Source organism: Dysosmobacter sp. Marseille-Q4140 (genome assembly GCA_018228705.1).
In the GTDB taxonomy this organism is placed as follows: Bacteria; Bacillota; Clostridia; order Oscillospirales; family Oscillospiraceae; genus Oscillibacter.
This window is the reverse complement of sequence record CP073694.1, coordinates 171296-197090: the sequence shown is the minus strand read 5'-3', so window position 1 is coordinate 197090 and position 25795 is coordinate 171296. Positions and strand designations below refer to the sequence as shown.

Below are 25795 nucleotides of genomic sequence, written 5' to 3'. Positions count from 1 at the left end.
GCCGAGCCCGCTTTTCGGAGACGCAGTTCTCCGGCCGCCGGGGCCCGGCGCGGGGTCGACGGGCCATTGATGCCCGCCGGACCGGTTTGCGTGATCTCCGTACTTACGAACAGGAGGACCGGAAGGTCCTCCTGCTTGTCTCTGCGGTTTTCTCTTCCGCCTGGTGCGGTGCATTCTCTTTTGCCAGGTCAAAAGAGAATGGGGTACATCCCCGCGGGGACCTAGCCTCCCGGCAGATGGGAGCGGCCCGCAAAAACTCCCACTCCCGGCCCGCCAAGAAAAGAGGTCCTGCATCCTGGGCGCAGAAAAGAGAGCAGACACCATCAGGTGTCTGCTCTCTTTCGCCTCCGGCAGATCTCAGCCTCGGACTGCCTCCGCCATGGCCCGGTAGCTCTGGATCAATGCCAGCACGTCCAGCCCCAGGGCGGCGCTGTCAAAGCCTGCGGCCAGCCGCTTCCTGGCGGTTTCCGCGTCGCCGCAGAAAATCATGGCCAGCTTCCCTGCGGCCTTGCAGGCGGCCACCACCCGCGCCAGCGCCTCCCGCATTTGGGGCGCGTCCAGTTCCATGGGGCAGCCCAGGGCGATGGACAGGTCCAGGGGACCCACGAAAATGCCGTCCACGCCCTCCATGGCGGCGATGGCCTCGATGTTCGCCAGGCACCCGGCGGTCTCGCACTGGGGGATCAGCAGGGTCTCACGGTTGCTGCGGTCCATGTAGACCGCGGCCCCGGCCAGGGAGGCCTCGTCACAGCCCCACAGGCCGTCCCGGGTGGGGCAGAAGCCCCGGCCTCCCACAGGGGGGAATTTGGCGAAGCGGACCAGCCGCTCCACCTCCTCCACGGTTTCCACCGCCGGGACGATGAGCCCCTTGGCCCCCAGGTCCAGGGGGTGCAGCACTGCCTCCCGGGTGACGGAGTGGATGCGGACCAGGGCATCCAGCCCCGCGGCGCCAGCGGCAGTGATGCACTCCGCCATGGTCTCCGGGTTCAGAACGCAGTGCTCTGTGTCCAGAACCACAAAGTCCAGCCCGGCAGTGCCCAGGGCCTCCACGGCCACGGAGCTGCGCAAGTGGGTGAAGGTGCCCACGGAGGGCTGGCCCGCCCGGTATTTCTCCAAAACGCGGTTCATGCAGATCGCTTCCTTTCTCTTGATGTCAGGTTCGGTTACGGTTTTACTTCGATGCCCAGGATCCGGGCCACCACCGCCGCCTGGGAGGCGTGGATGGCGGCTCCTTTGAGCTCGGCGCAGGTCTCTGACAGCACGATGCCGTCCAGGGTGCAGGTGGTCAGGTCCACGCCGGCAAGAGCAGTGCGGAACAGCTCCGCCCGGGTCAGGTCGGTCTGCTCCAGCGTCACCTTGGAAAGACGCAGCTCCGACAGGATGGCCTCTGTGAAGTTACATTCCTTCACGGCTAACCGGTCCCAGCGGCCGCCTGTAAACGGAACGGACCGGAACAGGCACTGCTCCAGGACTGTGTCCTTGAGACGGCTGCGGCGGAAATCCGCCCCGTCGGCCTTGCAGCCGCTCAGGCGGCAATCCCGCCAGAAGGAGCCCGGCAGGCGGCAGCCGGAGAAGTCACAGTTCTCCAGGCGGCAGCCGAAAAAGGCGGCACCGGAAAAGTCACAGTGGATGAAGCGGCACTTGCGCAGCGCCGCGTCGTGGAATTCCAGGTCGGAAAGGTCCAGCCCCTCCGCCGTCTCCTGGGTGAGTGTCAGCCCGGCGGGGAGACGGCTCTCCTCCTCCCGGGTCCGGGCCAGCAATTCTGTAAAGTCGCTCATGACCGCCGCCTCCGTTGTTCCTCCCGCTGCTCCGGCATCCACAAAAGCTCCTGGAAGCTCTTGATATACACGTCGCAAAAGCCCCGCATGGCTCCCTCGTCCCGGGCGAAGAAGGGATCGTACACGCCCACCACCCGCATCTTCGCCGCCCGGGCGCCCCGGCAGGCGGAGAGGCTGTCGTCAAACACGGTGCACGCCTCCGGCTCCACGCCGGCGGCTTTGGCCGCCGCCAGCCAGATGGCGGGTTCCTTTTTCTCCAGGCCCAGGTCGTGGGCGAAGGTGACGCGGTCGAAGTACTTCATCAGGTCCAGCCGCTCCAGGGCGGTGCGGCAGTGCTCCGGCACGCTGGAGGTCACCACCGCCATGGACCGGCCCTCCGCCCGGCACTGCTTCAGGTACGCCCGGACGCCGGGCTTCACCGCCACATGGACGTAGGCGTCCTTGGCCAGGTCCATCCACTCGGCGATGATGTCCTCGCAGGACTCGCTGAGATGGCAGTACTCCCTGGTGAATTTGGCTGCCAGGGGCAGGATCGTGTGGGCCACGCCCTCGTAGTAGGCGTGGGTGTAGGAAAGGCCCCGGCGGGCCAGGAAGGTCCGGTCCACATCCTTCCACACGCCGTTGGAGTCGATCAGCGTCCCGTCCATATCAAATAGCAGCAAGGCTCACTCCTCCTTTTCCAGCCAGAAGCGCCAGGGGAAGTCCCGGGCCTCCTCCGCGTAGTCCACCCCGATCCGGGGCCCGCAGCGCATCCGCTCCCTGACCGGCGCCGGAGCAGGGAGGCCCAGGTCCTCCGGGCCGTCGCAGACAAACAGTTCACCGTCCGTCACCAGGTCCAGGCCGTTCTGCGCTCGGGTAAGGGACAGCCCTTTGCAGAGTTTGCCGGGACCGTTGAGAAAATTCTTCCTCCGATAGGAGGTCAGTGGCTTGTCTCCGAAGCGCAGACGCCGGATGGTCTCTACTCCCGCCAGGGGCTCCCCGGCGCGGATCAGCACCGCGGCGGGCTCGCCCTCCGGCTCCGTGACGAAGTTCAGGCAGTGGTACATCCCGTAGATGAAGTAGATATAGGCGGTGCCTGCCTGGCGGAAGAGGGTGTCGGTCCGGGCAGTGCGGCGGTAGCCAAAGGCGTGGCAGGCCTTGTCGCACCGGCCGATGTAGCCCTCCGTCTCCGTGATCCGCACCGCCAGCAGCTCCCCGTCCAGCCGGCGGACCAGACACTTTCCCAGCAGCGCCTGCGCCGCGGAGAGGGTGTCCTGGAGATAGAATTCCCTGCAAAGCCTTGCCATTTTCTCACCTCGGTGTTAAAATACGACCCGTCGTGCCCGTTCGTCCCCGCAGGGGACGGAAGGGCGGAACGATGCTTTATTTTACCATGGAACGAGTATGGGAGCAAGAGCGATGAAAAGCAATCAAATCCGTCAGAATGTCTTTCCGGTGCTGGCCGCTTTGATCTGGGGCACGGCCTTTGTGGCCCAGAGCGTCAGTGCGGACTATGTGGAGCCCTTCACCTTCAACGCCGTCCGGGCGGCCGTGGCCTTTGTATTTTTGCTGATTCTCAGCGCGGTGTTCCGGCGCCTGCGGCGGCGGGACTTCGCCGGCAGCGCTGCGCCCCGGCCCCACGCCCGGCGGGATCTGGTGCTGGGAAGCCTGTGCTGCGGCGCGGCGCTGACCCTGGCGACCAATCTCCAGCAGAAGGGGCTGGAGACCACCACCTCCGGCAAGGCCGGGTTCATCACGGCGCTGTACATCGTCATCGTACCGGTGGCGGGGCTGCTGTTCCGCCGCCGTGTGCCAAGGGCCGTGTGGCTGGGCGTGGTGCTGGCAGTGGCGGGGCTGTACTGTCTGTGCATCAACGAGGGCTTCACGGTCAGCAGCGGCGACATCTATATCCTGCTGTGCGCCGTGTGCTTCTCCGCCCACATTCTGGTCATCGACCACTTCACCCAGAAGGTGGACGGCGTGGACATGTCCTGCGGGCAGTTCCTGGTGGTGACGGTGCTGTCGGTCATCGGGATGCTGGCCACGGAGCACCCCAGCCTGTCCGCCATCCTCCGCTGTGCGGGTCCCATTTTGTATGTGGGCGTGTTTTCCAGCGGCGTGGCCTATACTCTTCAGATCCTGGCGCAGAAGGACTCCAACCCCACGGTGGTGTCGCTGCTTTTAAGCCTGGAGTCCGTGTTCGCCACGGTGGCCGGAGCGCTGATCCTGGGAGACCGGATGAGCGGAAAGGAGTACTTCGGCTGCGTGCTGATGCTGGCGGCGGTGGTGCTGGCCCAGCTGCCGGAGCGGAAGAAACCGGCGGCGATTTGACATTGGACAAAGGTTTTTCATTGTGTTATACTATAAAACTGTATGAGTATGCTGCGAGGTGATTCCATGCGGATCGACGTTTTGGGCGTAGGCTTTGACAATGTAACCATGGCGGAGGCCGTGGATCGGGCCTGCGCGCTGCTGGACCAGCCGGGGCCCCACTATGTGGTGACGCCCAACCCGGAGATCGTGGAGGTCTGCCGGGCCGACGGGGCGGCCGCGGCCGCCGTCAACGGCGCGGATCTGGTGCTGGCGGACGGCATCGGCGTCATCAAGGGCGCCGCCATGCTGGGTACGCCCTTGAAAGAAAGAACGCCCGGGATTGAATTTGCCGGGCATTTGATGGGGAAACTGGCAGAGAGGGGCAAGTCCCTGTACCTGCTGGGAGCCAAGCCCGGCGTGGCGGAGCTGGCGGCAAAGCGGCTGACGGCGCAGTATCCGGGATTGACCATCGCCGGTACCCGCGACGGCTACTTCAAGGAGGACGGCCCGGTGGCGGAGGAGATCCGCCGCAGCGGGGCCGACTGCGTGTTTGTCTGCCTGGGCGCGCCCAAGCAGGAGAAATGGATTGCCGCCAACGGCGCGGCCACCGGGGCGGCGCTGCTGTGCGGCCTGGGCGGCAGCTTGGACGTGTTCGCCGGTGTAGTGGCCCGGGCCCCCAAGTTCTGGTCCGACCACGGGCTGGAGTGGTTCTACCGCCTGTGCAAGGAGCCCCGGCGGATTGGCCGGATGATGAAGCTGCCGCTGTTTCTGGTCCATGTGCGGCAGGAGAGGAGACGCAAATGAGGGGCAAGCTGATCGTGCTGGAGGGGACCGACGGCTCCGGCAAGGCCACCCAGGCCTGTCTGCTGGCGCAGCATCTGGCGCGGGAGGGCCGCGCCTTCCGGGAGATCGACTTTCCCCGGTACGGCAATCCCTTCGCCGAGCCGGCCAAGCTGTACCTGGACGGCGCCCTGGGCGCCCACGCCGGGGACGTGAACGCCTACGCCGCGTCGGTGCTGTTCGCCGTGGACCGCTTCGCCTCCTACAAGGAGGACTGGGGCGGCGCCTACGAGGCCGGGGAGCTGATCCTGGCCAACCGCTACACCACCTCCAACGCCGTCCATCAGGCCTCCAAGCTGCCGGCGGGGGAGCGGGAGGCATATCTGCGCTGGCTGTTCGACCTGGAGTATCACCGCATGGGCCTTCCGGCGCCGGATCTGGTGATCTACCTGGATCTGCCCACGGAGCTGTCCGAGGCCATGCTCCGCAAGCGCCAGCAGGCCACCGGCACCCATGCCGACATCCATGAGCAGGATGAGGACTACCTCCGCGCCTGCCGGGACAATGCCCGTTCCATCGCCCGACAGCTGGGCTGGACCGTGGTCCGCTGCGACCGGGATGGCACCGTCCGCCCGCCGGAGGACATCCACCGGGAGATCTGGGACCTGGTGGGAATGCTTCCGTGAGGCCTGTCCCAATACGGGACAGGGAAGAGCGGGGCGTTTCCGCCCCGTTTCCGCCCCGCCCGGCTTAGCAGCAGGTGTTGCAGCCGTCATTGCAGCCGCACCCGCAGTTTCCGCCGCAGCTGCTGCCGCCCATGGAGCCGCCGCAGCAGCAGCAAACCACGATGAGGATGAGGATGATCCACAGGCAGGAGTTGTTGTTTCCGTTGTTGAAGCACATGTCTGTCACCTCGCTTTGAGACATTCTATGCGCCGTTGGCTCCGGGAGAGCCTGGCCATTGAAAAATTTCCCCCGCTGGGGAAAAACACAGGGATTTCTGGCCGCTTCGGTCCGCCGGAGCGGGAAGAACAGGAGGTTCATATGTCTGATTTCAAAAAGGGTGATACCGCCAGCTGGGACAGCGAGCAGGTCCGCCGGAGCCAGCCGGCGCCCAAACGGACGGCTCGTCCCCGGAAACGGCGGCGCCGCCGCATCAACCCCTTCGTCTATATCCTGTTGGTCCTGCTGATCTCCGCTCTGCTGGCGGGGGTGGGCTGGCTGCTGGCCTGTGATCTGTGCGCCTTCAACCGGGGTGCCATTGAGGAGGTGACTGTGGAAGTGACCGCCGAGGACTCCATGGGCGACGTGGCGGATAAGCTCCAGGAGGCCGGGCTGATCAAGTACAAGTGGTTTTTCCGCATTTTTGCCGCCTTCTCCGGCGCCGATGAAAAAATCGGCATCGGTACCTATACGCTCAACACCGACATGGACTACCGGGCGCTGATCGTGGGGATGCACAGCTCCTCCGGCAACCTCAACGCCGAGACCGTCACCGTCACCATCCCCGAGGGCTACACGGTCCGCCAGACCATCGCGCTGCTGGCGGAGAAGGGTGTCAACACCGAGGAGGCCCTGACCGAGGCCGCCCAGACCGCCACCTTCGACTACGATTTCATCGACAACAACAGCGAGGACCTCTCCAGGCTGGAGGGCTACCTCTTCCCGGACACCTATGAGTTCTATGTGGGGCACAACGCCAAGGACGCCCTGAACAAGCTGATCTCCAACTTTGTCAGCCGTCTGGGCAGCGACGGCATGGAGCAGGTGGAGGCCTCCAAGTATTCCCTGGAGGAGATCATCACCATCGCCTCGTTGATCGAGGAGGAGACCGACGGCTCCGACCAGGCCAACATCGCTTCGGTCATCTACAACCGTCTGAACAACACCTCCTATGAGACCGCTGGCCTGCTGCAGATCGACGCGTCGCTGCTCTACGCCCTGCCGGATCACGAGGGGGCCATCACCAACGAGGACAAGGCCGTGGACTCCCCCTACAACCTCTACAAGAACAAGGGCCTGCCGCCCACGCCCATCTCCAACCCGGGCCTAGCTTCCATCCAGGCTGCCCTGGACCCGGCTGAGACCAATTACTACTACTACGCCCTGGGCACCGACGGCAAGCACCACTTCTCCACCACGCTGGCAGAGCACAACGCCTTCCTTGCCAGCGGCCAGTATGCCGGGTAAGCGGCGCCCGCCGGAGCTGCTGGCTCCGGCGGGCGATATGGAGCGGCTGGAGATGGCCGTCCGCTACGGCGCCGACGCGGTGTATCTGGCCGGGCAGAGCTACGGTATGCGGGCCTTCGCCGGGAACTTCACCGACGAGGAGCTCCGCACCGCCGTCGCCCTGGCCCACAGCCACGGCGTGAAGGTCCACTGCACCATCAACACCATGCCCCGCTGCGACGAAGTGGAGGGCCTTCCGGCCCACCTGGAGCTGCTCAACGACGCCGGGGTGGACGCGGTGATCGTGGCGGACCTGGGCGCCTTCACCCTGGCGGGGAAGTACGCCCCCCGCTGCGCCCGGCACATCTCCACCCAGGCCAGCATCTGCAACCCCGTCACCGCCCGGGCCTGGTACGACCTGGGCGCCTCCCGGGTGATCCTGGCCCGGGAACTGAGCCTGGAGGAGATCCGCACCATCCGGGACAGGACGCCGGAAGAACTGGAGATCGAGGCCTTCGTCCACGGCGCCATGTGCGTCAGCTACTCCGGCCGGTGCCTGCTCTCCAACTACATGACCGGCCGGGACTCCAGCCGCGGCGCCTGCGCCCAGCCCTGCCGCTACCACTACGCCCTGATGGAGGAGAAGCGCCCCGGCGAGTACTTCCCCATCGAGGAGGACGGCCAGGGCAGCTACATCTTAAACTCCCGGGACATGTGCATGATCGACCACCTGGACGATCTTATGGACGCGGGGCTCACCAGCCTGAAGATCGAGGGCCGGGCCAAGTCCGCCTACTACGCCGCCATCGTGACCGGCGCCTACCGCCACTGCCTGGACGCCGCGGCGGCGGGGGAGCCCCTGGACGGCGTCTGGCGGGACGAGGTGGAGCATGTGAGCCACCGCCCCTACTCCACCGGCTTCTACTACGGCCCGCCGGGCCAGTACTACGACACCTCCCGGTATATCAGGCAGTGGCAGGTGATCGCCCTGGTCACGGACTGCGACGGCGAGGGCAACGCCACACTGTCCCTGCGCAACAAGTTCCGCGCGGGAGACACGGTGGAGGTGGTGGGACCAGACACGCGGCCCTTTGCCCTGACGGTGCCGGAGATGACTGACGCCGACGGCGCCCCCCTGACCGAGCCCCGGACCCCGGGCTCCGTCTTTCATATGAAACTGCCCCGGCCGGTGCCGGCCTGGTCGCTGCTGCGGCGCCAGGCGGACCTGTCGGCGAAATAAAGAGGAAAACGAGAGAAAAAGGAGAACGTCCCTATGAACGCAGATGTTGTCATCGTCGGCGCCGGCCCCGCCGGTATCTTCACCGCCCTGGAGATGATCAAGAAAGGCAGCCGCCAGAAGATCGTCATGGTGGAGAAGGGACAGCCGGTGGAAAAGCGCCACTGTCCCAAGGATAAGACCCGCAAATGCATGAACTGCAAGCCCTACTGCCACATCACCACCGGCTTTTCCGGCGCCGGCGCCTTCTCCGACGGCAAGCTGTCCCTGAGCTACGAGGTGGGCGGCGACCTGCCCACCCTGATCGGCGAGGACCTGGCCCAGGAGACCATCCACTACGCCGACCAGATCTACCTGGAGTTCGGCGCGGACACCCACATCGAGGGTCTGGAGCATGAGGCCGAGCGCAAGGAGATCCGCAAGCGGGCCATCCAGGCGGGCCTCAAGCTGGTGGACTGTCCCATCCGCCACATGGGCACTGAGAAGGCCCAGGCCATCTACCTGGGCATCGAGCGGTTCCTCCAGGAAAACGGCGTGGAGATGTACTTCGGCTATGAGTGCAGCAACATCATTCTGGAAAATGACGTCTGCAAGGGCGTGGCCATCTCCAACGGCAAAACCGACCTGGAGATCTACGCCAAGCACACCGTGGTGGCCACCGGCCGCCGGGGCGCCGACTGGCTGGAAAAGCTCTGCGCCGAGCACGGCATCGCCCACGCCCCCGGCACCGTGGACATCGGCGTGCGTGTGGAGGTGCGCAACGAGGTCATGGAGCTGGTGAACCGGGTGCTGTATGAGTCCAAGCTGGTAGGCTATCCCAAGCCCTTCAAGAACAAGGTCCGCACCTTCTGCCAGAATCCCGGCGGCTTCGTCAGCCAGGAGAACTACGACAACGACCTGGCGGTGGTCAACGGCCACTCCTACAAGGACCTCAAGAGCGACAACACCAACCTCTCCATCCTCTGCTCCCACAACTTCTCCGTGCCCTTTAACCAGCCCATCGCCTACGCCCAGAAGGTGGGCGAGCTGACCAACATGCTGGCCAACGGCCAGATCCTGGTCCAGCGTTTCGGCGACATTCTGGACGGCAAGCGCACCTGGCAGAAGGAGCTGGCCCAGTCCAATATCCGGCCCACCCTGCCGGATGCCGTGGCCGGCGACATCACCGCCGCCATGCCCTACCGGGCCATGATGAACATTATCAACTTCATCCAGGCCATGGACTACGTGGTGCCTGGCTTCGCCTCCACGGAGACGCTGCTGTACTCTCCCGAGCTGAAGTTCTACTCCAACCGGGTGAAGATGGACACCGACTTCAACACCAGCCTCCAGGGTCTCCACTGCCTGGGCGACAGCTCCGGCTGGACCCGGGGGCTGATGATGGCCTCCGTCATGGGCACTCTCATGGGCCGCAAGATCGCCCAGGAGGGCTGATCTCCCAAGCCACGCCAAAGCCGCCGGGAAATATTCCCGGCGGCTTTTTTTCATCCTGCCGCCAGATTGGCCGGGGCTTTGTCGTTTTATCAGTGAACGGCGCCGCGAGAGGAGTGGATACCAACGGAAGTCATCACATACACAAGAGAACAGGCGGAGGCGGCGGTGGACCGCTGGTCGGACACGGTGCTGCGCTTGGCGTACACCTGGACCGGCAGCATCCACGACGCCCAGGATATCTGCCAGACGGTGCTTTTGAAGCTGCTGACCAGCCCCCGCCGCTTTGATGAGGAGCGGCTGGAGCGGGCCTGGGTGCTGCGGGTGGCGGTCAACTGCTGCAAGGACTGGCGCAAGTCCGCCTGGCAGCGCCGCCGGGCGCCCATGGAGGCCGCGGCAGACGCCGCCGTCTACTTGCCGGAGCCGGGGGAGAGCCCGGTGCTGGAGGCGGTGCAGGCCCTGCCGGAGAAGTACCGCCGGGCCGTCTACCTGCGCTATTACGAGGAATATACCGTGGAGGAGATCGCGGCGCTGATGGGGTGTGCCCCCAGACAGGTCAGCACCTACCTCTACCGGGGCAAGGCCAAGCTGAAAACGATGCTGGGAGGCAGTTATGGAACAGAATGTCTATCGGAGTGAACTGGACCGCCTGCGCTTTACGGAGCAGGGCAGAGCGGAACTGACCGACGCCCTCATGGCGGAGCAGGCGGCTCCCCGCCGTTCTCCCTGGGTGAAGCGGGGCATGGCGGCGGTGCTGGCCGCAGTGCTGTTGGTGGGTACTGCGGCGGCGGTGACGTTTCCTCTGTGGGAGGCGTATTTCGGCCCTATGGACCAGGGACAGCAGGCGGTGGTGGAGGCCCTCAGCGGGACGCTGCCCGCCGCCGTCACCAGCAACGGCGCCACCATGACGCCTCAGGCGGCCTTCGGCGGCCAGGGGGCGCTGTACCTGATGCTGGAGGTGGAGGCCCCGGAGGGGACCGTGCTGCCCGCGCTGGAGGGCGACGCGGTCTACTGGCTCTCCAGCAATGACGATCCGGAGACCCATCGGATGCGGCTGGAGACGGCGGAGGGCCGGGAGGTGGAGGACCTCTCCTACTTCATCGGCGTCACCTGCCTGGAAGACGGCGATCCCACCGACAACAAGATCGCCCTGGTGGTGGACGTCACCGCCGACGGGGACCTGGCGGGACTGACGCTCCGCATCCCGGGCCTTTGGAAGTGGGAGATCGGAGATAAGAGCATCTTCGCCCCCATCTTCACCGGGGACTTCGCCTTCCCCATCTCGGAGGATATGGGAGAGGAGAGCGTGGTGACGCTGGATGTGGCCGGCGTCACCGCCCAGACCTCCTGGGGCCCCATCACCATGGAGACGCTGGAGATCTCGCCTCTGGGGGCCCGGTGGACCTACCGCATCGACGAGGCCACCGCCCAAGCCGCACAGGAGGCGGAGCAGGCGGCCATGGAGGAGCCCCCGGCCGTGACGGCGGTGGACGAGGACGGCGCCGCCACGGCGGCGCGGCTGACGATCACGCCCAGCGCGCCGCTGTCGCTGGTGCTGAAGGACGGTACGGAAGTCTCCGTCACCGGCGGTTTCCTGGGGGAGGAGGATGGCCTCCAGGTGTGCTCCGGCAGCCTCCCGGCTCCCTTGGACCTGTCAGAGGCGGACTATCTGCTGTGGGGCGAGACCAGGATCCCGCTGAACTGAACGCTTGGGGCAGGAACCGCCCCAAAAGAGAAAAGCAGGAGGACCGTGAGGTCCTCCTGCTTTTTTATCCGGTACAGCACAGGGCCTTACGGCCTGCCCAGCACCTCTTTTCGGATGTAGTCGAAGGCGGCGTCCTCGCCCTCGTCACGGAGCTTCACCAGCATGGTCTCCAGCAGCGCCGCCGTCTCCGGGGCGATGAGGATGCGCTTTTGCATGGACCACTGGAAGAACTTGTAGGGGTCCGCGGGGTCGAAGTCCTTGCCCCGGTACACCCGGCTGGCCGCCAGCCGGTCGCAGAACATCTCCGCCACGTACCGCTTCGGCATCTCCACGCCGGTGATGCCCTCGCCCTTGAGGCTGTAATCGGTCCAGTACTCGAAGTGGTGGCGGTTGCGGCCCTTGTGGTGGAGCCAGGCGGCGCTGTATCCGAAAGTCCGGCGCTGGGCGTCGTTGGGGCTGTGGTCCCCCTGGAAGTACTTCACTCCGGCCAAGAACTCCACCGGGGAGTATTTGGACAGGTCGTGGGTCAGCCCCTGCCAGTAAAGCCCCAGGCGGAAGCAGTACTTCCGCACCAGCGCGCGGTGGCGGTGGACCGTCCGCAGATGGCCCCAGAAGTTCATGGCCCTCACCTCCGATGGGATTTCTCAATGTAACAGTATAGCACACCGCAGCGAAAATGACGAGCAAAATTTTACGCATGGAACGGCCTTCGGACGCAGACACTAGGCCGGAGAGGTGTGTTATCATGGAGGGGATCATTTGGCACTGTCCCGCGCTCTGGCGGCCGCTGCTGCCGCCCCGGGCCCTGGCGGCGGAGTCGGCCCGGGACCTGACGCTGCGCCGCTGGAGCGTGCTTGCCCTGACGGAGCGGGGCTGCGGAGACCTGGAGCGGGCGGACTGCGGTGTGCTGCTGGTGCCGGGGGACCGGGCGGAGGCGGTGCTGGCCCGCGTCCGGGCGGAGACGGTGGTGACCTGCGGCCTGTCCCAGCGGGACAGCCTGACCCTGTCCAGCCTCAGCGAGCCGGTGGTCTGCCTTCAGCGAGCCCTGCTGCGGCCCGACGGCGGCACCGTGGAGCCCCAGGAGTTTCCGCTGCCGCCGGACCTGCCCGCCCCGGCGGAGGCGCTGCTGCCCCTTTTTGGACTGCGCCTGTTGCAGATGCCACTGACAGAGCCGCCTTTTTCATGGTAGGATCCTTTAAAAAGGAGGGCGTATGGTATGGCTTGGTATCAGTGGCTGATCCTGGCGATCGTGCTGGGCGGGACCTTCTGGGTATGGCGGACGCTGATGGGCAGCGGCGTGATGCACTGCGTGGGCTGCGGCCAGTGCGCCGTCACGGGCCGGTGCGTCCTGCGCCGGAGAAACGGCGGGAAACCGGGGGAAACGGACCGGAAACCGTCTTGACAAACGGAGAAAAAAGGATATAATAAGTGCGTTCACCTGATAAATGCCAGGACGAAGCCAGCCGCAGGAGACCGGCGTCAGCGAGAGGGGAGACGGTGCAAGCCCCTCGCCAAGGCCTTGCGGCAGCCACTTCGGAGCGGCCCGCGACGAGCGGGACGGCTCATCCCCGTTACCGGATGGCTAAGACGCCCCCGTCAGGGGGATAATTAGGGTGGTACCGTGGAAGCCTTGCGCCTCCGCCCCTAAACCGGGGCGGGGGCTTTTTTGCGCCTCCGCGGACGGCCCTTATCCGTACCGCGATCAGAAAAATTCATCATACAGGAGGAAGAACACCATGGCACATCCCTACTACGGGCTGAACGAACTGCGGGAGATGTTCCTCAGCTACTTTGAGAGCAAGGGCCACCTGCGTCTGCCCAGCTTTTCCCTGATCCCCCCGGCCAACGACAAGTCCCTGCTGCTGATCAACTCCGGCATGGCCCCCATGAAAACCTGGTTCACCGGGGAGGAGGAGCCCCCCCGCCACCGGGTGTGCACCTGCCAGAAGTGCATCCGCACCGGCGACATCGAGAACATCGGCAAGACCGACCGCCACGGCACCTACTTTGAGATGCTGGGCAACTTCTCCTTCGGCGACTACTTCAAGAAGGAGGCCATCCCCTTCTGCTGGGAGTTTTTGACCAAGGTGGTGGGCCTGGAGGAGGACCGCCTGTATCCCTCCATCTACCTGGACGACGACGAGGCCTTCGAGATCTGGAACAAGGACATCGGCATCCCCGCTGAACGGATCTTCCGCTTCGGCAAGGAGGACAACTTCTGGGAGCACGGCTCCGGCCCCTGCGGCCCCTGCTCCGAGGTGTACTATGACCGCGGCCCCGAGCACGGCTGCGGCAAGCCCGGCTGCACCGTGGGCTGCGACTGCGACCGGTATATCGAGGTGTGGAACAACGTCTTTTCCCAGTTCGACAACGACGGCCAGGGCAACTACTCCGAGCTCAAGCAGAAGAACATCGACACTGGCATGGGCCTGGAGCGCCTGGCCTGCGTGTGCCAGAACGTGAACTCCCTGTTCGATGTGGACACCGTCATGAACATCACCAACAAAGTGAGCGAGATCACCGGCGCCCACTATGGTGAGTCCCACGCCAAGGACGTCTCCCTCCGGGTCATCACCGACCACATCCGCTCGGCCGTGTTCATGATCTGCGACGGCGTCCTGCCCTCCAACGAGGGCCGAGGCTACGTGCTGCGCCGCCTGCTGCGCCGGGCTGCCCGCCACGGCAAGCTCCTGGGCATCAACCACGCCTTCCTCTACGAGGTGGTGGACACCGTCATCCATGAGAACGAGTGCGCCTATCCCGACCTGCGGGAGAAGCAGGCTTATATCACCAAGGTCATCCGCACCGAGGAGGAGAACTTTGCCCGCACCATCGACGGCGGCATGAAGATCTACGACGAGATGCTCGCCGCCCACAAGACGGCGGGGGAGACCGTGTTCTCCGGCGCCGACGCCTTCAAGCTCTACGATACCTACGGCTTCCCCGTGGACCTGACCGTGGAGATGGCCCAGGAGGCCGGCATGAGCGTGGACCGCGACGGCTTCGACAAGATGATGGAGGAGCAGCGCGTCCGCGCCCGGAAGGCCCGGGAGGCCCTGGGCGACCTGGGCTGGGCCGGCATCGAGTTCGGCAAGGAGATGCCCGCCACCACCTTCCTGGGCTACGATCACGACGAGGCCCAGGGCAAGGTCCTGGCCATCGTGGCCGAGGGCGAGCTGCGGGACGAGGTGGCCGCCGGTGCCGAGGCCACGCTGGTCCTGGACCAGACCCCCTTCTACGCCGAAATGGGCGGCCAGGTGGCCGACCACGGCGTGATCCGCTGCGACGGCGGCGTGCTGGAGGTGAAGGACGTCCAGAAGAACAAGGGCGGCAAGTTCCTCCACAGCGGTCTTGTGACCGAGGGTGTGCTGAAGGTGGGCGACACCGTCACCGCCACCATCGACACCGAGCGCCGCAAGGCCATCCGCCGGGCCCACAGCGCCACCCACCTGCTGGATGCCGCGCTGAAGAAGGTCCTGGGCGACCACGTGCACCAGGCGGGCTCCCTGGTGGAGCCGGACCGTCTGCGCTTTGACTTCACCCACTTCGAGGCCATCACCCCCGAGCAGCTGACGGAGATCGACCGCCTGGTCAACGACGCCATCCTGGAGGGCTACTCCGTGGTCACCGAGGAGCTGCCCATCGACGAGGCCAAGGCCAAGGGCGCCGTGGCCGTGTTCGGCGAGAAGTACGGCGAGACCGTCCGCGTGGTGGAGATGGGCGACTTCTCCATGGAGCTGTGCGGCGGCACCCACCTGGACAACACCGCCAAGGCCGGCACCTTCCGCATCAAGTCCGAGGGCTCCATCGCCTCCGGCGTCCGCCGGATCGAGGCCACCGTGGGCAAGCTGAGCCTGGAGGTCATGAACCACAACCAGGAGCTGCTGTTCCGGGCGGCCCAGGTGTTCAAGACCAGCCCCGGTGAGCTGGCCGCCAAGGCCGAGCAGCAGGCTGCGGAGCTGAAGTCCACCCGTCAGGCCCTGGAGAAGTTCAAGGCCGAGGCGTCTCTGGGCGAGGCCCGTCAGTTCCTGACCGCCGCCAAGGACGTGGGCGGCCTCAAGGTCCTGACCGTCCACCGGGACGGCATGGACGCGGGTGCCCTGCGCCAGATGGGCGACTTCCTGCGGGACAAGGAGGCCGGCGTGGTGGCCGTGCTGTCCTCCGTCAACGCTGGTAAGATCACCTTCCTGGCCGTCTGCGGCAAGGAGGCCGTGGCCCGGGGCGTCAAGGCCGGCGACCTGGTCAAGACCGTCTGCGCCGTCTGCGGCGGCAAGGGCGGCGGCAAGCCCGACAGCGCCATGGGCGGCGGATCTGACCTCCTCAAGCTGGACGACGCGCTGGCTGCTGTGGACGATTTCGTGGCGGAGAAGCTGGGCATCTGAAAGCCTGAACAGGAAAAATCCTTTACAGAAAGAGAACGGCTATGTTACCCAATGACCCCTGTATTCTTCTGAGTTATGTAAACACAAAACTCCGGGACCAGTACCCCAGCCTGGCGGCCCTGTGCGCCGATCTGGACGCCGACGAGGCGGATCTGTGCCGGGCCCTGGCGGGACTGGACTACCGGTACGATCCGGTGTATAATCAGTTCATCTGAACGTCCCAACGAAGGAGGTTTGTACAATGTCCGATTGCTTATTCTGCAAGATCATCGCCGGGGAGATCCCCAGCAGCAAGGTCTACGAGGACGAGGTCTGCTTCGCCTTTAACGACATCGCCCCCCAGGCGCCCACCCATTTCCTGGTGATCCCCAAGGCCCACATCGGCTCCGTGTCCGAGGTAACGGCGGACAACAGCGCCGTGGTGGCCCACATCTTCGAGGTCATCGCCAAGCTGGCCAAGGAGCAGGGGATGGAGAGCTACCGGGTGGTCTCCAACATCGGCGAGCAGGCCGGGCAGAGCGTGTTCCACCTGCATTTCCACGTGCTCAGCGGCCGGGATATGACCTGGCCTCCGGGCTGAGCGGCTGCGCTTTGGCCGGAGGGCTTCCGGGAAGTGCGGCTTTGCCGCAGGAATCCGCCCCCCCATTCTCTTTTTGCCAGCGTCAAAAAGAGAACGGGCCGCGGCCGGTCCAAGAGAAAAAACGCTTTTGACGAAAGGGCGGCCCATCCGGGCCGCCCTTTCGTGAGTGCGGGAGTCGTGCGAATCGGTCCGGCGGGTGTCGATGGCCCCGTCGACCTGCGCCGGACCGGTTCCGCGAAGAGCATGGTCCCCGCATAACCACTTTGGGTGGGTAGACGGGGCGGGAAACGAATGGACCAGCGCCGCTTTTCGCTGCCGCTCACCTGGCATTTGAAGAGAGCTCGGAAACACGCTGCGGCGGGATGTATGGGGCCCGCCCTGCCGGTGCCGGGGATGCGCAGTTGGCTGCCCAGTTTGCCGTAGGGGCGGATTTCCATATCCGCCTGCCGCTCAGGCTTTTTACCGGCACCGGGCCAGCGGCAGCGCAGTTCCAGGCATGGAGCCGCTTCCGGTGCTCTCCGTGAGCACTCAGGCAGCGGCAGCGGAAAGAGACGCAGGCAAAATCGACAAGCACCCGCGTCCTACCGCCGCAGGGTCCATACGGCAGCAGAAGCCTTCAACCGTCAGGGAAAGACGCAAGGCCGGCGGGACCGCCGGACCAGCGCGTAGCAAAGCGGAACGCGCGGAAAGAGGAGCAGAGGCAAGTGCGATTTTCCACCCCGTCCCTCTGCCGCAGTCGTTATGCGGGGACCAGGCTTTTCGATTGCCAGAGTAAGGCGCAGGGGCGACGGGGCCATCGACGCCCGCCGCACCGCTTCGCACGACCCCCGTATTCCGGCAAAACGCCCCAGCCGGGGCATTTTGCCGCCCCGGCGGTTTTCTTTTGACCGGCCGCGGCCGTTTTCTTTTGTCAAGACAAAAGAAAATGGGGGCGGGTCCCCCGCGGGGATCCCGCGGCCTCCCGCCCGGCGTGAGGACCACGCATGAAAATACATGGCATTTATCACCCCCATATGCTATGATGTATAAAGTGAATCCGTATGGATGAAAATGCAGCAGAAGAATGTTGCCGTTTGGTAGCATTTTTCTGAGGTGATACCATGCATTTTCAGCGACTGGAGGATTTGCGCGTCGATCACGACAAGACGCAGATCGAGATTGCGGAATACCTGAATATGGGCCGCAATGTATACTGGCGCTATGAAAAGGGGATCCGGGAGATCCCCACCTGGGCAGTAATCAAGCTGGCCGACTTCTACAACGTCAGCACCGACTATCTCCTGGGCCGCACCGACGACCCCACGCCGCCCATTAAAAACCATCCATGAGAAAACTGGCCCTGTTCGCCGGGGCCTTCGCCCTGGGCATCTTTCTGGCGCAGTACCTGCCGGGCACGGCGTGGCAGATCCCTGCCGCGGCGGGCTGCTTTGCTGCGGCCCTTTTGGCCCTGGCTCTGCCGTCGCCGGGCCGCAGGCGGGGCCTGATCGCCCTGTGCGCCCTGTCCATGGCCTTTGGGTGGAACTGGCTGTACATCCGGCAGGTCCAGGCGCCTCTGGAGGCCCTGGCCGGGACGGAGCAGGTGGTGACCATGACCCTCTGCGACTACGCCGTCCCCACAGACTACGGCGCCAAGGTCACGGTGCGCCTGGCAGGGTATCCCCTGGGCCGGGCTGTCTACTATGGCGACGAGACGCTGCTGGACCTCCGGCCGGGCCAGACCGTGACGGATCTGGCGGCGCTCAGCAGCGCCGCCCGGATCCGGGACGACGACATCACCACGTTTACCTCCAAGGGCGTGTTCCTGCTGGCCTACAACCGGGGCGAGCCGGAGGTGGGGGAGGGATCCATGGACTCGCCCCGGTGGTGGCCCGTCCGGGCCGGGGAGGCATTGCGGCGGCAGATCTCGGCCCTCTGGGGCCAGGGAGACACCGGCGCCTTCCTCACCGCCATCCTCACCGGGGACAAAAGCGGTCTCTCCGAGGCGGCGTCCTCGGACCTGTCGGAGGCGGGGCTGTACCACATCCTGGCAGTGTCTGGCCTTCACTGCGGTTTCCTTCTGGCCCTGGGGGAGCTGCTGGTGGGACGGCACCGGCGGCGGCTCCTGGCCGCCGTGACCCTTCCGGCGCTGGTGTTCTACGCCCTGCTGACCGGGGCCAGCCCTTCGGTGGTCCGGGCCTGCGTGATGCTGAGCCTGCTGGTGGCGGCACCGCTGTTCCGCCGGGAGGGGGATGGGATCACGTCACTGTGCGCCGCCCTGATGGGTATTTTGCTGGTGAACCCCTTTGCGGCGGCCTCCATCAGCCTCCAGTTGTCCTTTGCCGCCATGGCGGGCATCCTGGCGGTGACCGGGCGGCTGTACCGGCTGCTGCAGGGCGGAAAGAGGCGCGGCAGAGTGTTTCGCTTCACGGCGGCCAGCTTTTCGGCCTCCCTGGGCGCGCTGATGTTCACGGTGCCCCTCAGCGCCGGGTATTTCGGCTATCTGGTGCTGGTGTCGCCTTTGAGCAACCTCCTGTGCCTCTGGGCCGCCAGCCTGGTGTTCATCATGGGACTGACAGCGGCGGTGCTGGCCTTCGTCTGCCCCGCTGCGGCGATTTTGGCACTGGCGCCCCGGGCGCTGGTGTGGTATATTCTCTCCGTGGCCCGCTTTCTGGCGGGGCTGCCGTACCACGCGCTGTATCTGGCGAACCCCTACCTCAAATACTGGCTGGGGTACGTGTATGTACTCTTCGGCGCCGCCTGGGCCATGCGGTCCGGGCCGAAGCGCCGGTACGCGGCAGCCGCCGCCCTGGCGGCGGTGTCCCTGGCGGCCACGGTGAAGCTGGGGGAGGCCTCCTACCACGTCAACGATCTGGAGGCCCTGGTGCTGGACGTGGGGCAGGGGCAGAGCGTGCTGCTGGCCTCGGAGGGGATGTACGCCCTGGCGGACTGCGGCAGCAGCAACAGCTGGTACAGCGCCGGCGGCATCGCCGGGGACTATCTGGCCTCGATGGGCTGCCGGAAGCTGGACTATCTGCTGCTGACCCACTATGACGCCGACCACGTAAACGGCCTCGAGGAGCTGCTGTCCCGGGTGGCGGTGGACACGCTGTACCTGCCGGACACGGAGGACGACAGCGGCACCCGGACCTGGGCGGAGGCCCTGGCGGCGGAACACGGCACCGCGGTCCGCTATGTGACGGCGGCGCAGACGCTGCCCCTGGGCGCGGCGGAACTGACGGTGTATCCGCCTGTGGGGACCGGGGAGGACGACAACGAGCGGGGCCTTTCCCTGCGGGCGGACTGCGGGGACTTTGCACTGCTGCTCACCGGTGATATGAGCGCCGCCGCGGAGCAGCGGCTGGCGGAGGCGTACGATCTCTCCGGCACCGATGTGCTGGTGGCGGGCCACCACGGGTCCAAATATTCCACCTCCGCAGAACTGCTGGAGGCGGCGCAGCCGGAGGTGGCGGTCATCAGCGTGGGCAGCAACAGCTACGGACACCCCAGCACCGAGGCCCTGCGGCGGCTGACCGCGGCGGGAGCCGCCATCTGCCGCACGGACCTGCAGGGCACGGTCCGGATATCCTGGAATCGAGGAGACGACCATGGCTTATAAAAAGAGGGAGAGCGGGTCCAGCCCGGCTTTCCAGAAACTGAAGCAGGACCTGGCGGAGGGCGACGCCGCCAGCGCCTATATCTTCTACGGGGAGGAGAGCTACCTGCGGGCGCACTATCTGCGCCGGCTGCGGGAGGTGCTGATCCCCGCCGGGGCGGAGGAGTTCAACTACCACGCCCTGGAGGGCAAGGACCTGACGGTCCAGCAGCTGAGCGAAATGGCGGAGGCCATGCCCATGATGGCCCAGCGGACCATGATCGCCGTGACGGACATGGACCTGTTCAAGCTGGGCAAGGAGCAGCGGGAGCAGCTGGTGGAATTCCTCAGCGACGTGCCGCCCTACTGCTGCGTGGTGTTCGTGTACGACACCGTGGCCTACAAGCCCGACCGGACCATGAAGCACCTGTGCAAGGCCATCGCTGACCACGTCCAGGCGGTGGAGTTCCGGGCGGCGGAGAGCGGGGACCTGCTGGCCTGGATCGCCCGGCGGTTCCGGGCCCTGGACAAGGAGATCGACCGCCAGACGGCGGAGTATCTGGTGTTCCTGTGCGGTGGACTCATGACGGGCCTGGTGCCGGAGATCGCCAAGATCGCCGCCTACGCCAAGGGAAAGGCCGTCACCCAGGCGGACGTGGACGCCGTGGCGGACCCGGTGCTGTCGGCGGAGGTGTTCAAGCTGTCCGACGCGGTGATCGGCCGGGACTTCGACAAGGCCGCGCAGATCCTGGGGGACCTTTTGAAAATGCAGACGGAGCCCATTTTGATCCTGGCTACCCTGGGTGGGCAGCTGCGGCGGCTGTACACCGCGCGCCTTGCCATCGACGGCGGCAAGGACCGGGCGTGGCTCATGGAGCTGTGGGGCATGAAGTCCGACTACCAGGCCAAGCTCCTGCTGGGCGCCGCCCGCCGGACCACCACCGCCTGGTGCGCCGACGCGGTGAAGATGTGCCAGGTGCTGGACAAGCGCATGAAGAGCGAGAAGGGCCTGGACGGCGTGGGCGAGCTGAAGCTGCTGCTGGTGCGGCTGGGGGCGGTGCGCACATGAGGAAGATCCGGGAAGTAATCGTGGTGGAGGGCCGCTACGACAAGAACACCCTCTCCCAGGTGGTGGACGCCACGGTGGTGACCCTGGGGGGCTTCTCCGTGTTCAACGACAGGGAGAAGCTGGCCTTTCTCCGGCGGCTGGCCCTGGAGCGGGGCCTCATCGTCCTGACCGACAGCGACGGCGCCGGGTTCGTACTGCGCAACTACCTCAAGGGCGCGCTGCCGAAGGACCGGGTGAAGCAGGCCTACATCCCCGACGTGGCCGGGAAGGAGCGCCGTAAACGCCGCCCCGGCAAGGAGGGGAAGCTGGGTGTGGAGGGCATGCGGCCCGAGGTGCTGCTGGAGGCCCTGCGCCGCTGCGGCGCCACCTTTGAGGACGAGGCGGCGGAGCAGACGCCGCCGGAGCCGCCCATCACAAAGGCGGACCTCTTCGCCCTGGGTCTCACCGGCGGCACGGACAGCGGCGAGCGGCGCCGGGCCCTGCTGCGGCGGCTGGAGCTGCCGGAGCACCTGACCGCCAACGGATTGCTGGAGGCGCTGAACCTGCTCTACGGCCGCTCCGCCTTCCTGGCGCTGATGGCCGTGAAGGACTCTGCGGACTGAATATAATTTCCGATAATCGAACAAATTCGACAAAATCCCCCAAGGTCCCGGTGGTATGCTCTGCCCTGTGTGTATCTGCCTGCAAGGCGAACAGGGGAGGAGACGACATGCGGAGCGTGTACATGGGAGACTGCCGCCTGGGCGGCGGGACGGTGCGCTACCACCTGCTGGTGGAGGAGGTGGAGGGCCTGGGGGAGAACTACGGCGTACAGCTGGAGGGCTTCGGCCAGATGGAGGCCATCAGCGGCGTCACGGTGAGCCAGAGCCGGGCCCTGGCCCTGCTGGAGAAGCTGCGCCGGTGCGCCGTGACCCCGACGGGGCTGCGGGACGTGGTGGAGGACTGGCTGCTGTCGTGAGCGGTCCCTCTTGCAATTTGCGACGGGAGCCGGTATAATAAAACGACTACGACCAAATCTCAACAGGAAGGGATTGACAGCGCATGGCGGAGGACCGCATCATCGCCCCGGAGGAGACTCCGGAGGGCGGACGCAACTTCATCCATACCTTTATCGAGGAGGACATCGGCCCCGGCGGACAGTATGAGGGCATGACCGTCCACACCCGTTTCCCGCCGGAGCCCAACGGCTACCTGCACATCGGCCACTGCAAGGCCCTGACCATCGATTTTGGCACCGCTGAGAAATATGGCGGTCTTTGCAACCTGCGGATGGACGACACGAACCCCACCAAGGAGGACGAGGAGTTCGTGGAGGCCATTCAGGAGGACATCCACTGGCTGGGCTTTGACTGGGGGGACCGGTTCTATTACGCCTCCGACTATTTCGAGCAGATGTACCAGTATGCCGAAGAACTGATCCGCAAGGGACTGGCCTATGTCTGCCAGCTCTCCCCCGAGGAGTTCAAGGCCAACCGCGGCACCATCGGCGTGCCCGCTACCTCCCCTTATCGGGACCGGCCCGTGGAGGAGTCGCTGGACCTGTTCCGCCGGATGCGAGCCGGGGAGTTCCCGGAGGGCGCCATGACCCTGCGGGCCAAGATCGACCTGAACAGCGGCAATTTCAACATGCGGGACCCGGTGCTCTACCGGATCAATTACCTGCCCCACCACCGGCAGGGGACCAAGTGGTGCATCTATCCCATGTACGACTTTGCCCATCCCATCGAGGACGCTCTGGAGGGGATCACCCACTCTCTTTGTTCCCTGGAATTTGAAAACCACCGCCCCCTGTATGACTGGGTGGTGAGCAATCTCTCCATCCCCTATCACAAGCCCCGTCAGATCGAGTTCTCCCGGCTGGGGCTGGACCACACGGTCATGAGTAAGCGCAAGCTCCGCCGCCTGGTGGAGGACGGCGTGGTCTCCGGCTGGGACGACCCCCGGATGCCCACCCTCTGCGGCCTGCGCCGCCGGGGCTACACGCCCCGTTCCATCCGGAATTTCTGTGAGCAGGCGGGCGTCACCAAGTCCAGCAACGTGGTGGAGTACGCCTTCCTGGAGCATTGCCTGCGGGAGGATCTGAACGCCACCGCCCGGCGTGTGATGGCCGTTACCCGGCCCATCAAGCTCACCATCACCAACTACCCCGAGGGAAAGACGGAGACCGTCACCGTGGAGAATAACCCCGTGGATCCGGAGGCCGGTACCCGGGAGGTGGCCTTCTCCGGTCACCTGTGGATCGAGGCCGATGACTTTCTGGAGACCCCGGTGCCCAAGTACAAGCGCCTGTTCCCCGGCGGGCCGGAGTGCCGCCTCAAGGGCGCGTACCTCATCACCTGCACCGGCTGCGTCAAGGATGAGGACGGCAATGTGACCGAGGTCCTGGCAACCTACGATCCTGAAAGCCGCGGCGGCGATCCCGCCGACGGCCGCAAGGTCAAGGGAGCGACGCTCCACTGGGTGGACGCCGCCACCGCCGTGGACGCGGAGGTCCGGCTGTACGACAACCTGTTCACCGATCCGGACCCGGACGGGGCGGACAAGGACTTTATGGAGTGTCTGAACCCCAACTCCTTGGAAGTCCTCTCCGGCTGCAAGGTGGAGGCCTGTCTGGCTGATGCCGTGGCTCCCGCCAGCTTCCAGTTCATGCGGCTGGGCTATTTCTGCCTGGACAGCAAGGACTCCTCTCCGGAGCACCTGGTGTTCAACCGCAGCGTCAGCCTCAAGGACGGGTTCAAGAAGTGATAAAAAACGCGGAGCGCTGTGCGCTCCGCGTTCTTTTGTCCGCTTACAGCTCGATCTCCCGGTCCAGTTTATAGAAGGTGAAGGTCCCGCTGCCCAGCAGGGTGCCCTCCTGGTTGGTGATGCGCACGCCGTAGACACAGAGGGTCCGGCCGCCCTTGACCTCCGTAGCCACAGCGGTCAGCGTGTCCCCGGCGCGGCTGCTGCGGAGGAAGTCGTAGCTTGCGTTGACGGTGACGGCGTAGTAGCCGTGGGAGGCCATGGCGGAGCCGCAGGCGGTATCCGCCATGGAGAAGTACACACCGCCGTGGGGCACGCCCACGGGATTGAAGTGCTTATCCTCCAGGCGCAGCGACACCCGGGCGGTGCCTTGGCCGATCTCCTCCACCCGGATACCCAGCAGGGCGGCGTATGGATTGTTGGAGTTGCGGAATTCTTTCAATTTTTCCAGGTCCATCAAAACGCTCCTTTGCAGTTTGCTGTTTCAATTCATGCTCAGTGTACTACAAAGGAGCGGGAGAGGTCAAATGGTTCCTGCGGGCGGGGGCCGGGCCGTACAGGCGCAAAGCCCCTTCGGACCGGCCTCAAAGGTGCTTCTTGATGGTGTTGATGGCGCCCTTTTCCAGGCGGCTCACCTGGGCCTGGGAGATGCCCACCTCGGCGCTGACCTCCATCTGGGTCTTGCCCTCGTAGAAGCGCAGGGAGAGGATGCGCCGCTCCCGGTCGTCCAGCTTTTTCAGCGCCTCCTTCAGAACGATCAGGTCCGTCCAGTTCTCATCGTTGTTGCGGTTGTCGCTGACCTGGTCCATCACGCAGATGGCGTCGCCGCCGTCGGAGTACACCGGCTCGTAGAGGGACACCGGGTCCACGATGGCATCCATGGCGAACACCACCTCCTCCCGGGGGATGTTCAGCTCCTTGGCGATCTGCTCCACGGTGGGCTCCCGCTGATTCTCCGTGAGGAAGCGGTCCCGGACCTGGAGGATGCGGTAGGCGGTGTCCCGCATGGAGCGGGAGACCCGGATGGCGCTGTTGTCCCGGAGATACCGGCGGATCTCACCGATGATCATGGGCACGCCGTAGGTGGAAAAGCGCACCGGCTGGCTGATGTCGAAGTTGTCGATGGCCTTGATGAGCCCCACGCAGCCCACCTGGAACAGATCGTCGGCGTTCTCGCCCCGGCTGGAAAACCGCTGGATCACCGACAGCACCAGCCGGAGGTTCCCCTCGATCAGCTCCTGCCGGGCGCTCTGATCCCCTTCTTTTACCCGGCGCAGCAGCGCCATGGTCTCGTCGTTTTTCAGCACCTTCAGCTTTGCGGTGTTGACTCCGGCGATCTCCACTTTTCCCTGCATCAATTCGCGGCCTCCTCAGCACCTGAGACTTTACTGGTGAGTATGGGCCGCGGCGCGGTTTCCTATACTGGGAGCTTTTGTCACATTCCGGGACAAGGGGCGCGGTACTGGGACGGCCCCGCCGCCGCATATCCTTGGAGAAGGGAAGGGGGTGCGGCGATGCAGTGCAGACTCCGGGACCTCCGCTGCAAGGAGGTCATCAACATCTGCGACGGCTGCCGCCTGGGGTGCGTGTCGGACGTGGAGGTACGGGTGCCGGAGGGCCAGGTAGTGGCTGTGGTGGTCTACGGCCCCTGCCGCTTTTTCGGCCTCTTCGGCCCCAGGGAGGAGTATTACATCCCCTGGGAGTGCATCCAGCGGATCGGGGACGACATCATCCTCATCGACAAGCCCATCCAGCGGGGGCCGCCGCCTCCGCCGGAGCGCCGCAGGCGGCGATTTTAGGGAGGCGGGACAGGGAGGACCGGAGTGCGCTCCGGTCCTTTTCCGCGCCCGCCGCCGCTCCCTGGCCGCAGGGGCGGGAAAAACGCCGTTTTATCCAGGATTTTTTACAGAGTTTTGGGAAAAAATACTTGCATCCGGTCCATCCTTGTGGTATGATATTTCAGCATTCCGCATAGCCGCGGACTCTCTGTCTGTGCCCCGACCGGGTTGGCAGAGGGGAGGAAACGGCTAGAGGTAACAACTAAATCAGATTTGGAGGA

28 protein-coding genes are annotated in these 25795 nt (G+C 65.3%); 20 read left to right on the top strand and 8 right to left on the bottom strand.

Annotated features, from left to right (window positions below; translation table 11 throughout):
• Positions 1-357: 357 nt before the first annotated feature.
• From KFE19_00950 to KFE19_00935, 4 genes are read right to left on the bottom strand one after another with little or no spacing between them, the layout of a single operon-like run.
• Positions 358-1128: a hypothetical protein gene (locus KFE19_00950; GenBank protein QUO38127.1), complete on the bottom strand. Its 771-nt coding sequence runs from the start codon at positions 1126-1128 to the stop codon at positions 358-360.
• A gap of 35 nt (positions 1129-1163) precedes the next feature.
• Positions 1164-1778: a pentapeptide repeat-containing protein gene (locus tag KFE19_00945; GenBank protein QUO38126.1), complete on the bottom strand. Its 615-nt coding sequence runs from the start codon at positions 1776-1778 to the stop codon at positions 1164-1166.
• Positions 1775-2440: an HAD-IA family hydrolase gene (locus KFE19_00940; GenBank protein QUO38125.1), complete on the bottom strand. Its 666-nt coding sequence runs from the start codon at positions 2438-2440 to the stop codon at positions 1775-1777. Before KFE19_00940 ends, KFE19_00945 begins: the two co-directional genes overlap by 4 nt.
• 3 nt (positions 2441-2443) lie before the next feature.
• Positions 2444-3064: a DNA-3-methyladenine glycosylase gene (locus tag KFE19_00935; protein ID QUO38124.1), complete on the bottom strand. Its 621-nt coding sequence runs from the start codon at positions 3062-3064 to the stop codon at positions 2444-2446.
• Positions 3065-3176: 112 nt separating this feature from the next.
• On the opposite strand from KFE19_00935, the gene KFE19_00930 reads away from it, so the two are divergent.
• From KFE19_00930 to KFE19_00920, 3 genes are all read left to right on the top strand, one after another.
• Positions 3177-4088: a DMT family transporter gene (locus tag KFE19_00930; GenBank protein ID QUO38123.1), complete on the top strand. Its 912-nt coding sequence runs from the start codon at positions 3177-3179 to the stop codon at positions 4086-4088.
• 66 nt (positions 4089-4154) lie between these two features.
• Positions 4155-4874, top strand: a complete 720-nt coding sequence (locus KFE19_00925; GenBank protein ID QUO39481.1) for a WecB/TagA/CpsF family glycosyltransferase — start codon at positions 4155-4157, stop codon at positions 4872-4874.
• The gene (locus KFE19_00920) at positions 4871-5536 is read left to right on the top strand and encodes a thymidylate kinase (protein ID QUO38122.1); all 666 of its coding nucleotides are present in this window, start codon (positions 4871-4873) and stop codon (positions 5534-5536) included. The genes KFE19_00925 and KFE19_00920 overlap by 4 nt, the downstream gene beginning before the upstream one ends.
• 64 nt (positions 5537-5600) lie before the next feature.
• Here KFE19_00920 and KFE19_00915 read toward each other — a convergent pair whose 3' ends face one another.
• The gene (locus KFE19_00915) at positions 5601-5777 is read right to left on the bottom strand and encodes a hypothetical protein (GenBank protein ID QUO39676.1); all 177 of its coding nucleotides are present in this window, start codon (positions 5775-5777) and stop codon (positions 5601-5603) included.
• A 117-nt stretch (positions 5778-5894) separates the two neighbouring features.
• Between KFE19_00915 and mltG the strand changes: the two genes are divergently transcribed.
• The 5 genes from mltG (at position 5895) to KFE19_00890 (ending at position 11392) form a co-directional block, all read left to right on the top strand.
• Positions 5895-7040: an endolytic transglycosylase MltG gene (mltG, locus tag KFE19_00910; GenBank protein ID QUO38121.1), complete on the top strand. Its 1146-nt coding sequence runs from the start codon at positions 5895-5897 to the stop codon at positions 7038-7040.
• Complete coding sequence (locus KFE19_00905; GenBank protein QUO38120.1) at positions 7030-8259, top strand: U32 family peptidase; 1230 nt, start codon at positions 7030-7032, stop codon at positions 8257-8259. Before mltG ends, KFE19_00905 begins: the two co-directional genes overlap by 11 nt.
• A gap of 33 nt (positions 8260-8292) precedes the next feature.
• Positions 8293-9690: an FAD-dependent oxidoreductase gene (locus KFE19_00900; protein QUO38119.1), complete on the top strand. Its 1398-nt coding sequence runs from the start codon at positions 8293-8295 to the stop codon at positions 9688-9690.
• A gap of 165 nt (positions 9691-9855) precedes the next feature.
• Positions 9856-10326 (top strand): RNA polymerase sigma factor, encoded by a 471-nt coding sequence (locus KFE19_00895; protein ID QUO38118.1) that lies wholly within the window; start codon positions 9856-9858, stop codon positions 10324-10326.
• Positions 10301-11392: a hypothetical protein gene (locus tag KFE19_00890; protein QUO38117.1), complete on the top strand. Its 1092-nt coding sequence runs from the start codon at positions 10301-10303 to the stop codon at positions 11390-11392. The genes KFE19_00895 and KFE19_00890 overlap by 26 nt, the downstream gene beginning before the upstream one ends.
• A gap of 86 nt (positions 11393-11478) precedes the next feature.
• On the opposite strand, the gene KFE19_00885 is transcribed toward KFE19_00890, so the two are convergent.
• Positions 11479-12012, bottom strand: coding sequence for a catalase (locus KFE19_00885; GenBank protein ID QUO38116.1), 534 nt, complete (start codon positions 12010-12012; stop codon positions 11479-11481).
• Between the two features lie 125 nt (positions 12013-12137).
• Between KFE19_00885 and KFE19_00880 the strand changes: the two genes are divergently transcribed.
• The 11 genes from KFE19_00880 to KFE19_00830 all read left to right on the top strand — a co-directional run bounded on the left by KFE19_00880 (position 12138) and on the right by KFE19_00830 (position 23739).
• Positions 12138-12581, top strand: coding sequence for a hypothetical protein (locus KFE19_00880; protein ID QUO38115.1), 444 nt, complete (start codon positions 12138-12140; stop codon positions 12579-12581).
• Positions 12582-12608: 27 nt separating this feature from the next.
• Complete coding sequence (locus KFE19_00875) at positions 12609-12794, top strand: hypothetical protein (protein QUO38114.1); 186 nt, start codon at positions 12609-12611, stop codon at positions 12792-12794.
• Between the two features lie 334 nt (positions 12795-13128).
• The gene (gene alaS / locus KFE19_00870; protein QUO38113.1) at positions 13129-15774 is read left to right on the top strand and encodes an alanine--tRNA ligase; all 2646 of its coding nucleotides are present in this window, start codon (positions 13129-13131) and stop codon (positions 15772-15774) included.
• A gap of 41 nt (positions 15775-15815) precedes the next feature.
• Positions 15816-15989 carry a DUF4250 domain-containing protein gene (locus KFE19_00865; protein QUO38112.1) on the top strand — a complete coding sequence of 58 codons (174 nt, stop codon included), beginning with the start codon at positions 15816-15818 and terminating at the stop codon, positions 15987-15989.
• A 26-nt stretch (positions 15990-16015) separates the two neighbouring features.
• Entirely contained in the window at positions 16016-16354 is a 339-nt protein-coding gene (locus KFE19_00860; GenBank protein QUO38111.1) for a histidine triad nucleotide-binding protein, read from the top strand.
• A 1100-nt stretch (positions 16355-17454) separates the two neighbouring features.
• Positions 17455-17682 (top strand): helix-turn-helix transcriptional regulator, encoded by a 228-nt coding sequence (locus KFE19_00855; protein QUO38110.1) that lies wholly within the window; start codon positions 17455-17457, stop codon positions 17680-17682.
• Positions 17679-19949: a DNA internalization-related competence protein ComEC/Rec2 gene (locus KFE19_00850; protein QUO38109.1), complete on the top strand. Its 2271-nt coding sequence runs from the start codon at positions 17679-17681 to the stop codon at positions 19947-19949. The genes KFE19_00855 and KFE19_00850 overlap by 4 nt, the downstream gene beginning before the upstream one ends.
• On the top strand, positions 19939-20994 hold the full coding sequence (holA, locus tag KFE19_00845) for a DNA polymerase III subunit delta (GenBank protein ID QUO38108.1): 1056 nt from the start codon (positions 19939-19941) through the stop codon (positions 20992-20994). Before KFE19_00850 ends, holA begins: the two co-directional genes overlap by 11 nt.
• Complete coding sequence (locus KFE19_00840; protein QUO38107.1) at positions 20991-21596, top strand: DUF4093 domain-containing protein; 606 nt, start codon at positions 20991-20993, stop codon at positions 21594-21596. The genes holA and KFE19_00840 overlap by 4 nt, the downstream gene beginning before the upstream one ends.
• A 107-nt stretch (positions 21597-21703) precedes the next feature.
• On the top strand, positions 21704-21952 hold the full coding sequence (locus KFE19_00835; protein QUO38106.1) for a hypothetical protein: 249 nt from the start codon (positions 21704-21706) through the stop codon (positions 21950-21952).
• Between the two features lie 83 nt (positions 21953-22035).
• Positions 22036-23739: a glutamine--tRNA ligase/YqeY domain fusion protein gene (locus tag KFE19_00830; protein ID QUO38105.1), complete on the top strand. Its 1704-nt coding sequence runs from the start codon at positions 22036-22038 to the stop codon at positions 23737-23739.
• A 43-nt stretch (positions 23740-23782) separates the two neighbouring features.
• Here KFE19_00830 and KFE19_00825 read toward each other — a convergent pair whose 3' ends face one another.
• Together KFE19_00825 and sigG are read right to left on the bottom strand one after the other, a co-directional pair.
• A complete protein-coding gene (locus KFE19_00825) occupies positions 23783-24193 on the bottom strand; it encodes a PaaI family thioesterase (protein ID QUO38104.1) in 411 nt (136 codons plus the stop codon).
• Positions 24194-24320: 127 nt separating this feature from the next.
• Entirely contained in the window at positions 24321-25091 is a 771-nt protein-coding gene (gene sigG, locus KFE19_00820) for an RNA polymerase sporulation sigma factor SigG (GenBank protein ID QUO38103.1), read from the bottom strand.
• 159 nt (positions 25092-25250) lie between these two features.
• Here sigG and KFE19_00815 point away from each other — a divergent pair, with 159 nt between their 5' ends.
• The gene (locus tag KFE19_00815; GenBank protein ID QUO38102.1) at positions 25251-25535 is read left to right on the top strand and encodes a YlmC/YmxH family sporulation protein; all 285 of its coding nucleotides are present in this window, start codon (positions 25251-25253) and stop codon (positions 25533-25535) included.
• The last annotated feature ends 260 nt before the right edge of the window (positions 25536-25795 follow it).

What these genes read in the sequence shown, in the direction of transcription:
- KFE19_00900 (QUO38119.1), top strand. Translation starts at nt 8,293, where the DNA reads ATGAACGCAGATGTTGTCATCGTCGGCGCCGGCCCCGCCGGTATCTTC.
- mltG (QUO38121.1), top strand. Translation starts at nt 5,895, where the DNA reads ATGTCTGATTTCAAAAAGGGTGATACCGCCAGCTGGGACAGCGAGCAG.
- KFE19_00840 (QUO38107.1), top strand. Translation starts at nt 20,991, where the DNA reads ATGAGGAAGATCCGGGAAGTAATCGTGGTGGAGGGCCGCTACGACAAG.
- KFE19_00950 (QUO38127.1), bottom strand. Translation starts at nt 1,128, where the DNA reads ATGAACCGCGTTTTGGAGAAATACCGGGCGGGCCAGCCCTCCGTGGGC.
- KFE19_00830 (QUO38105.1), top strand. Translation starts at nt 22,036, where the DNA reads ATGGCGGAGGACCGCATCATCGCCCCGGAGGAGACTCCGGAGGGCGGA.
- KFE19_00880 (QUO38115.1), top strand. Translation starts at nt 12,138, where the DNA reads ATGGAGGGGATCATTTGGCACTGTCCCGCGCTCTGGCGGCCGCTGCTG.
- KFE19_00875 (QUO38114.1), top strand. Translation starts at nt 12,609, where the DNA reads ATGGCTTGGTATCAGTGGCTGATCCTGGCGATCGTGCTGGGCGGGACC.
- KFE19_00860 (QUO38111.1), top strand. Translation starts at nt 16,016, where the DNA reads ATGTCCGATTGCTTATTCTGCAAGATCATCGCCGGGGAGATCCCCAGC.
- KFE19_00815 (QUO38102.1), top strand. Translation starts at nt 25,251, where the DNA reads ATGCAGTGCAGACTCCGGGACCTCCGCTGCAAGGAGGTCATCAACATC.
- KFE19_00850 (QUO38109.1), top strand. Translation starts at nt 17,679, where the DNA reads ATGAGAAAACTGGCCCTGTTCGCCGGGGCCTTCGCCCTGGGCATCTTT.
- KFE19_00865 (QUO38112.1), top strand. Translation starts at nt 15,816, where the DNA reads ATGTTACCCAATGACCCCTGTATTCTTCTGAGTTATGTAAACACAAAA.
- alaS (QUO38113.1), top strand. Translation starts at nt 13,129, where the DNA reads ATGGCACATCCCTACTACGGGCTGAACGAACTGCGGGAGATGTTCCTC.
- KFE19_00885 (QUO38116.1), bottom strand. Translation starts at nt 12,012, where the DNA reads ATGAACTTCTGGGGCCATCTGCGGACGGTCCACCGCCACCGCGCGCTG.
- KFE19_00920 (QUO38122.1), top strand. Translation starts at nt 4,871, where the DNA reads ATGAGGGGCAAGCTGATCGTGCTGGAGGGGACCGACGGCTCCGGCAAG.
- KFE19_00915 (QUO39676.1), bottom strand. Translation starts at nt 5,777, where the DNA reads ATGTCTCAAAGCGAGGTGACAGACATGTGCTTCAACAACGGAAACAAC.
- KFE19_00905 (QUO38120.1), top strand. Translation starts at nt 7,030, where the DNA reads ATGCCGGGTAAGCGGCGCCCGCCGGAGCTGCTGGCTCCGGCGGGCGAT.
- sigG (QUO38103.1), bottom strand. Translation starts at nt 25,091, where the DNA reads ATGCAGGGAAAAGTGGAGATCGCCGGAGTCAACACCGCAAAGCTGAAG.
- holA (QUO38108.1), top strand. Translation starts at nt 19,939, where the DNA reads ATGGCTTATAAAAAGAGGGAGAGCGGGTCCAGCCCGGCTTTCCAGAAA.
- KFE19_00855 (QUO38110.1), top strand. Translation starts at nt 17,455, where the DNA reads ATGCATTTTCAGCGACTGGAGGATTTGCGCGTCGATCACGACAAGACG.
- KFE19_00930 (QUO38123.1), top strand. Translation starts at nt 3,177, where the DNA reads ATGAAAAGCAATCAAATCCGTCAGAATGTCTTTCCGGTGCTGGCCGCT.
- KFE19_00835 (QUO38106.1), top strand. Translation starts at nt 21,704, where the DNA reads ATGCGGAGCGTGTACATGGGAGACTGCCGCCTGGGCGGCGGGACGGTG.
- KFE19_00935 (QUO38124.1), bottom strand. Translation starts at nt 3,064, where the DNA reads ATGGCAAGGCTTTGCAGGGAATTCTATCTCCAGGACACCCTCTCCGCG.
- KFE19_00825 (QUO38104.1), bottom strand. Translation starts at nt 24,193, where the DNA reads ATGGACCTGGAAAAATTGAAAGAATTCCGCAACTCCAACAATCCATAC.
- KFE19_00945 (QUO38126.1), bottom strand. Translation starts at nt 1,778, where the DNA reads ATGAGCGACTTTACAGAATTGCTGGCCCGGACCCGGGAGGAGGAGAGC.
- KFE19_00925 (QUO39481.1), top strand. Translation starts at nt 4,155, where the DNA reads ATGCGGATCGACGTTTTGGGCGTAGGCTTTGACAATGTAACCATGGCG.
- KFE19_00890 (QUO38117.1), top strand. Translation starts at nt 10,301, where the DNA reads ATGGAACAGAATGTCTATCGGAGTGAACTGGACCGCCTGCGCTTTACG.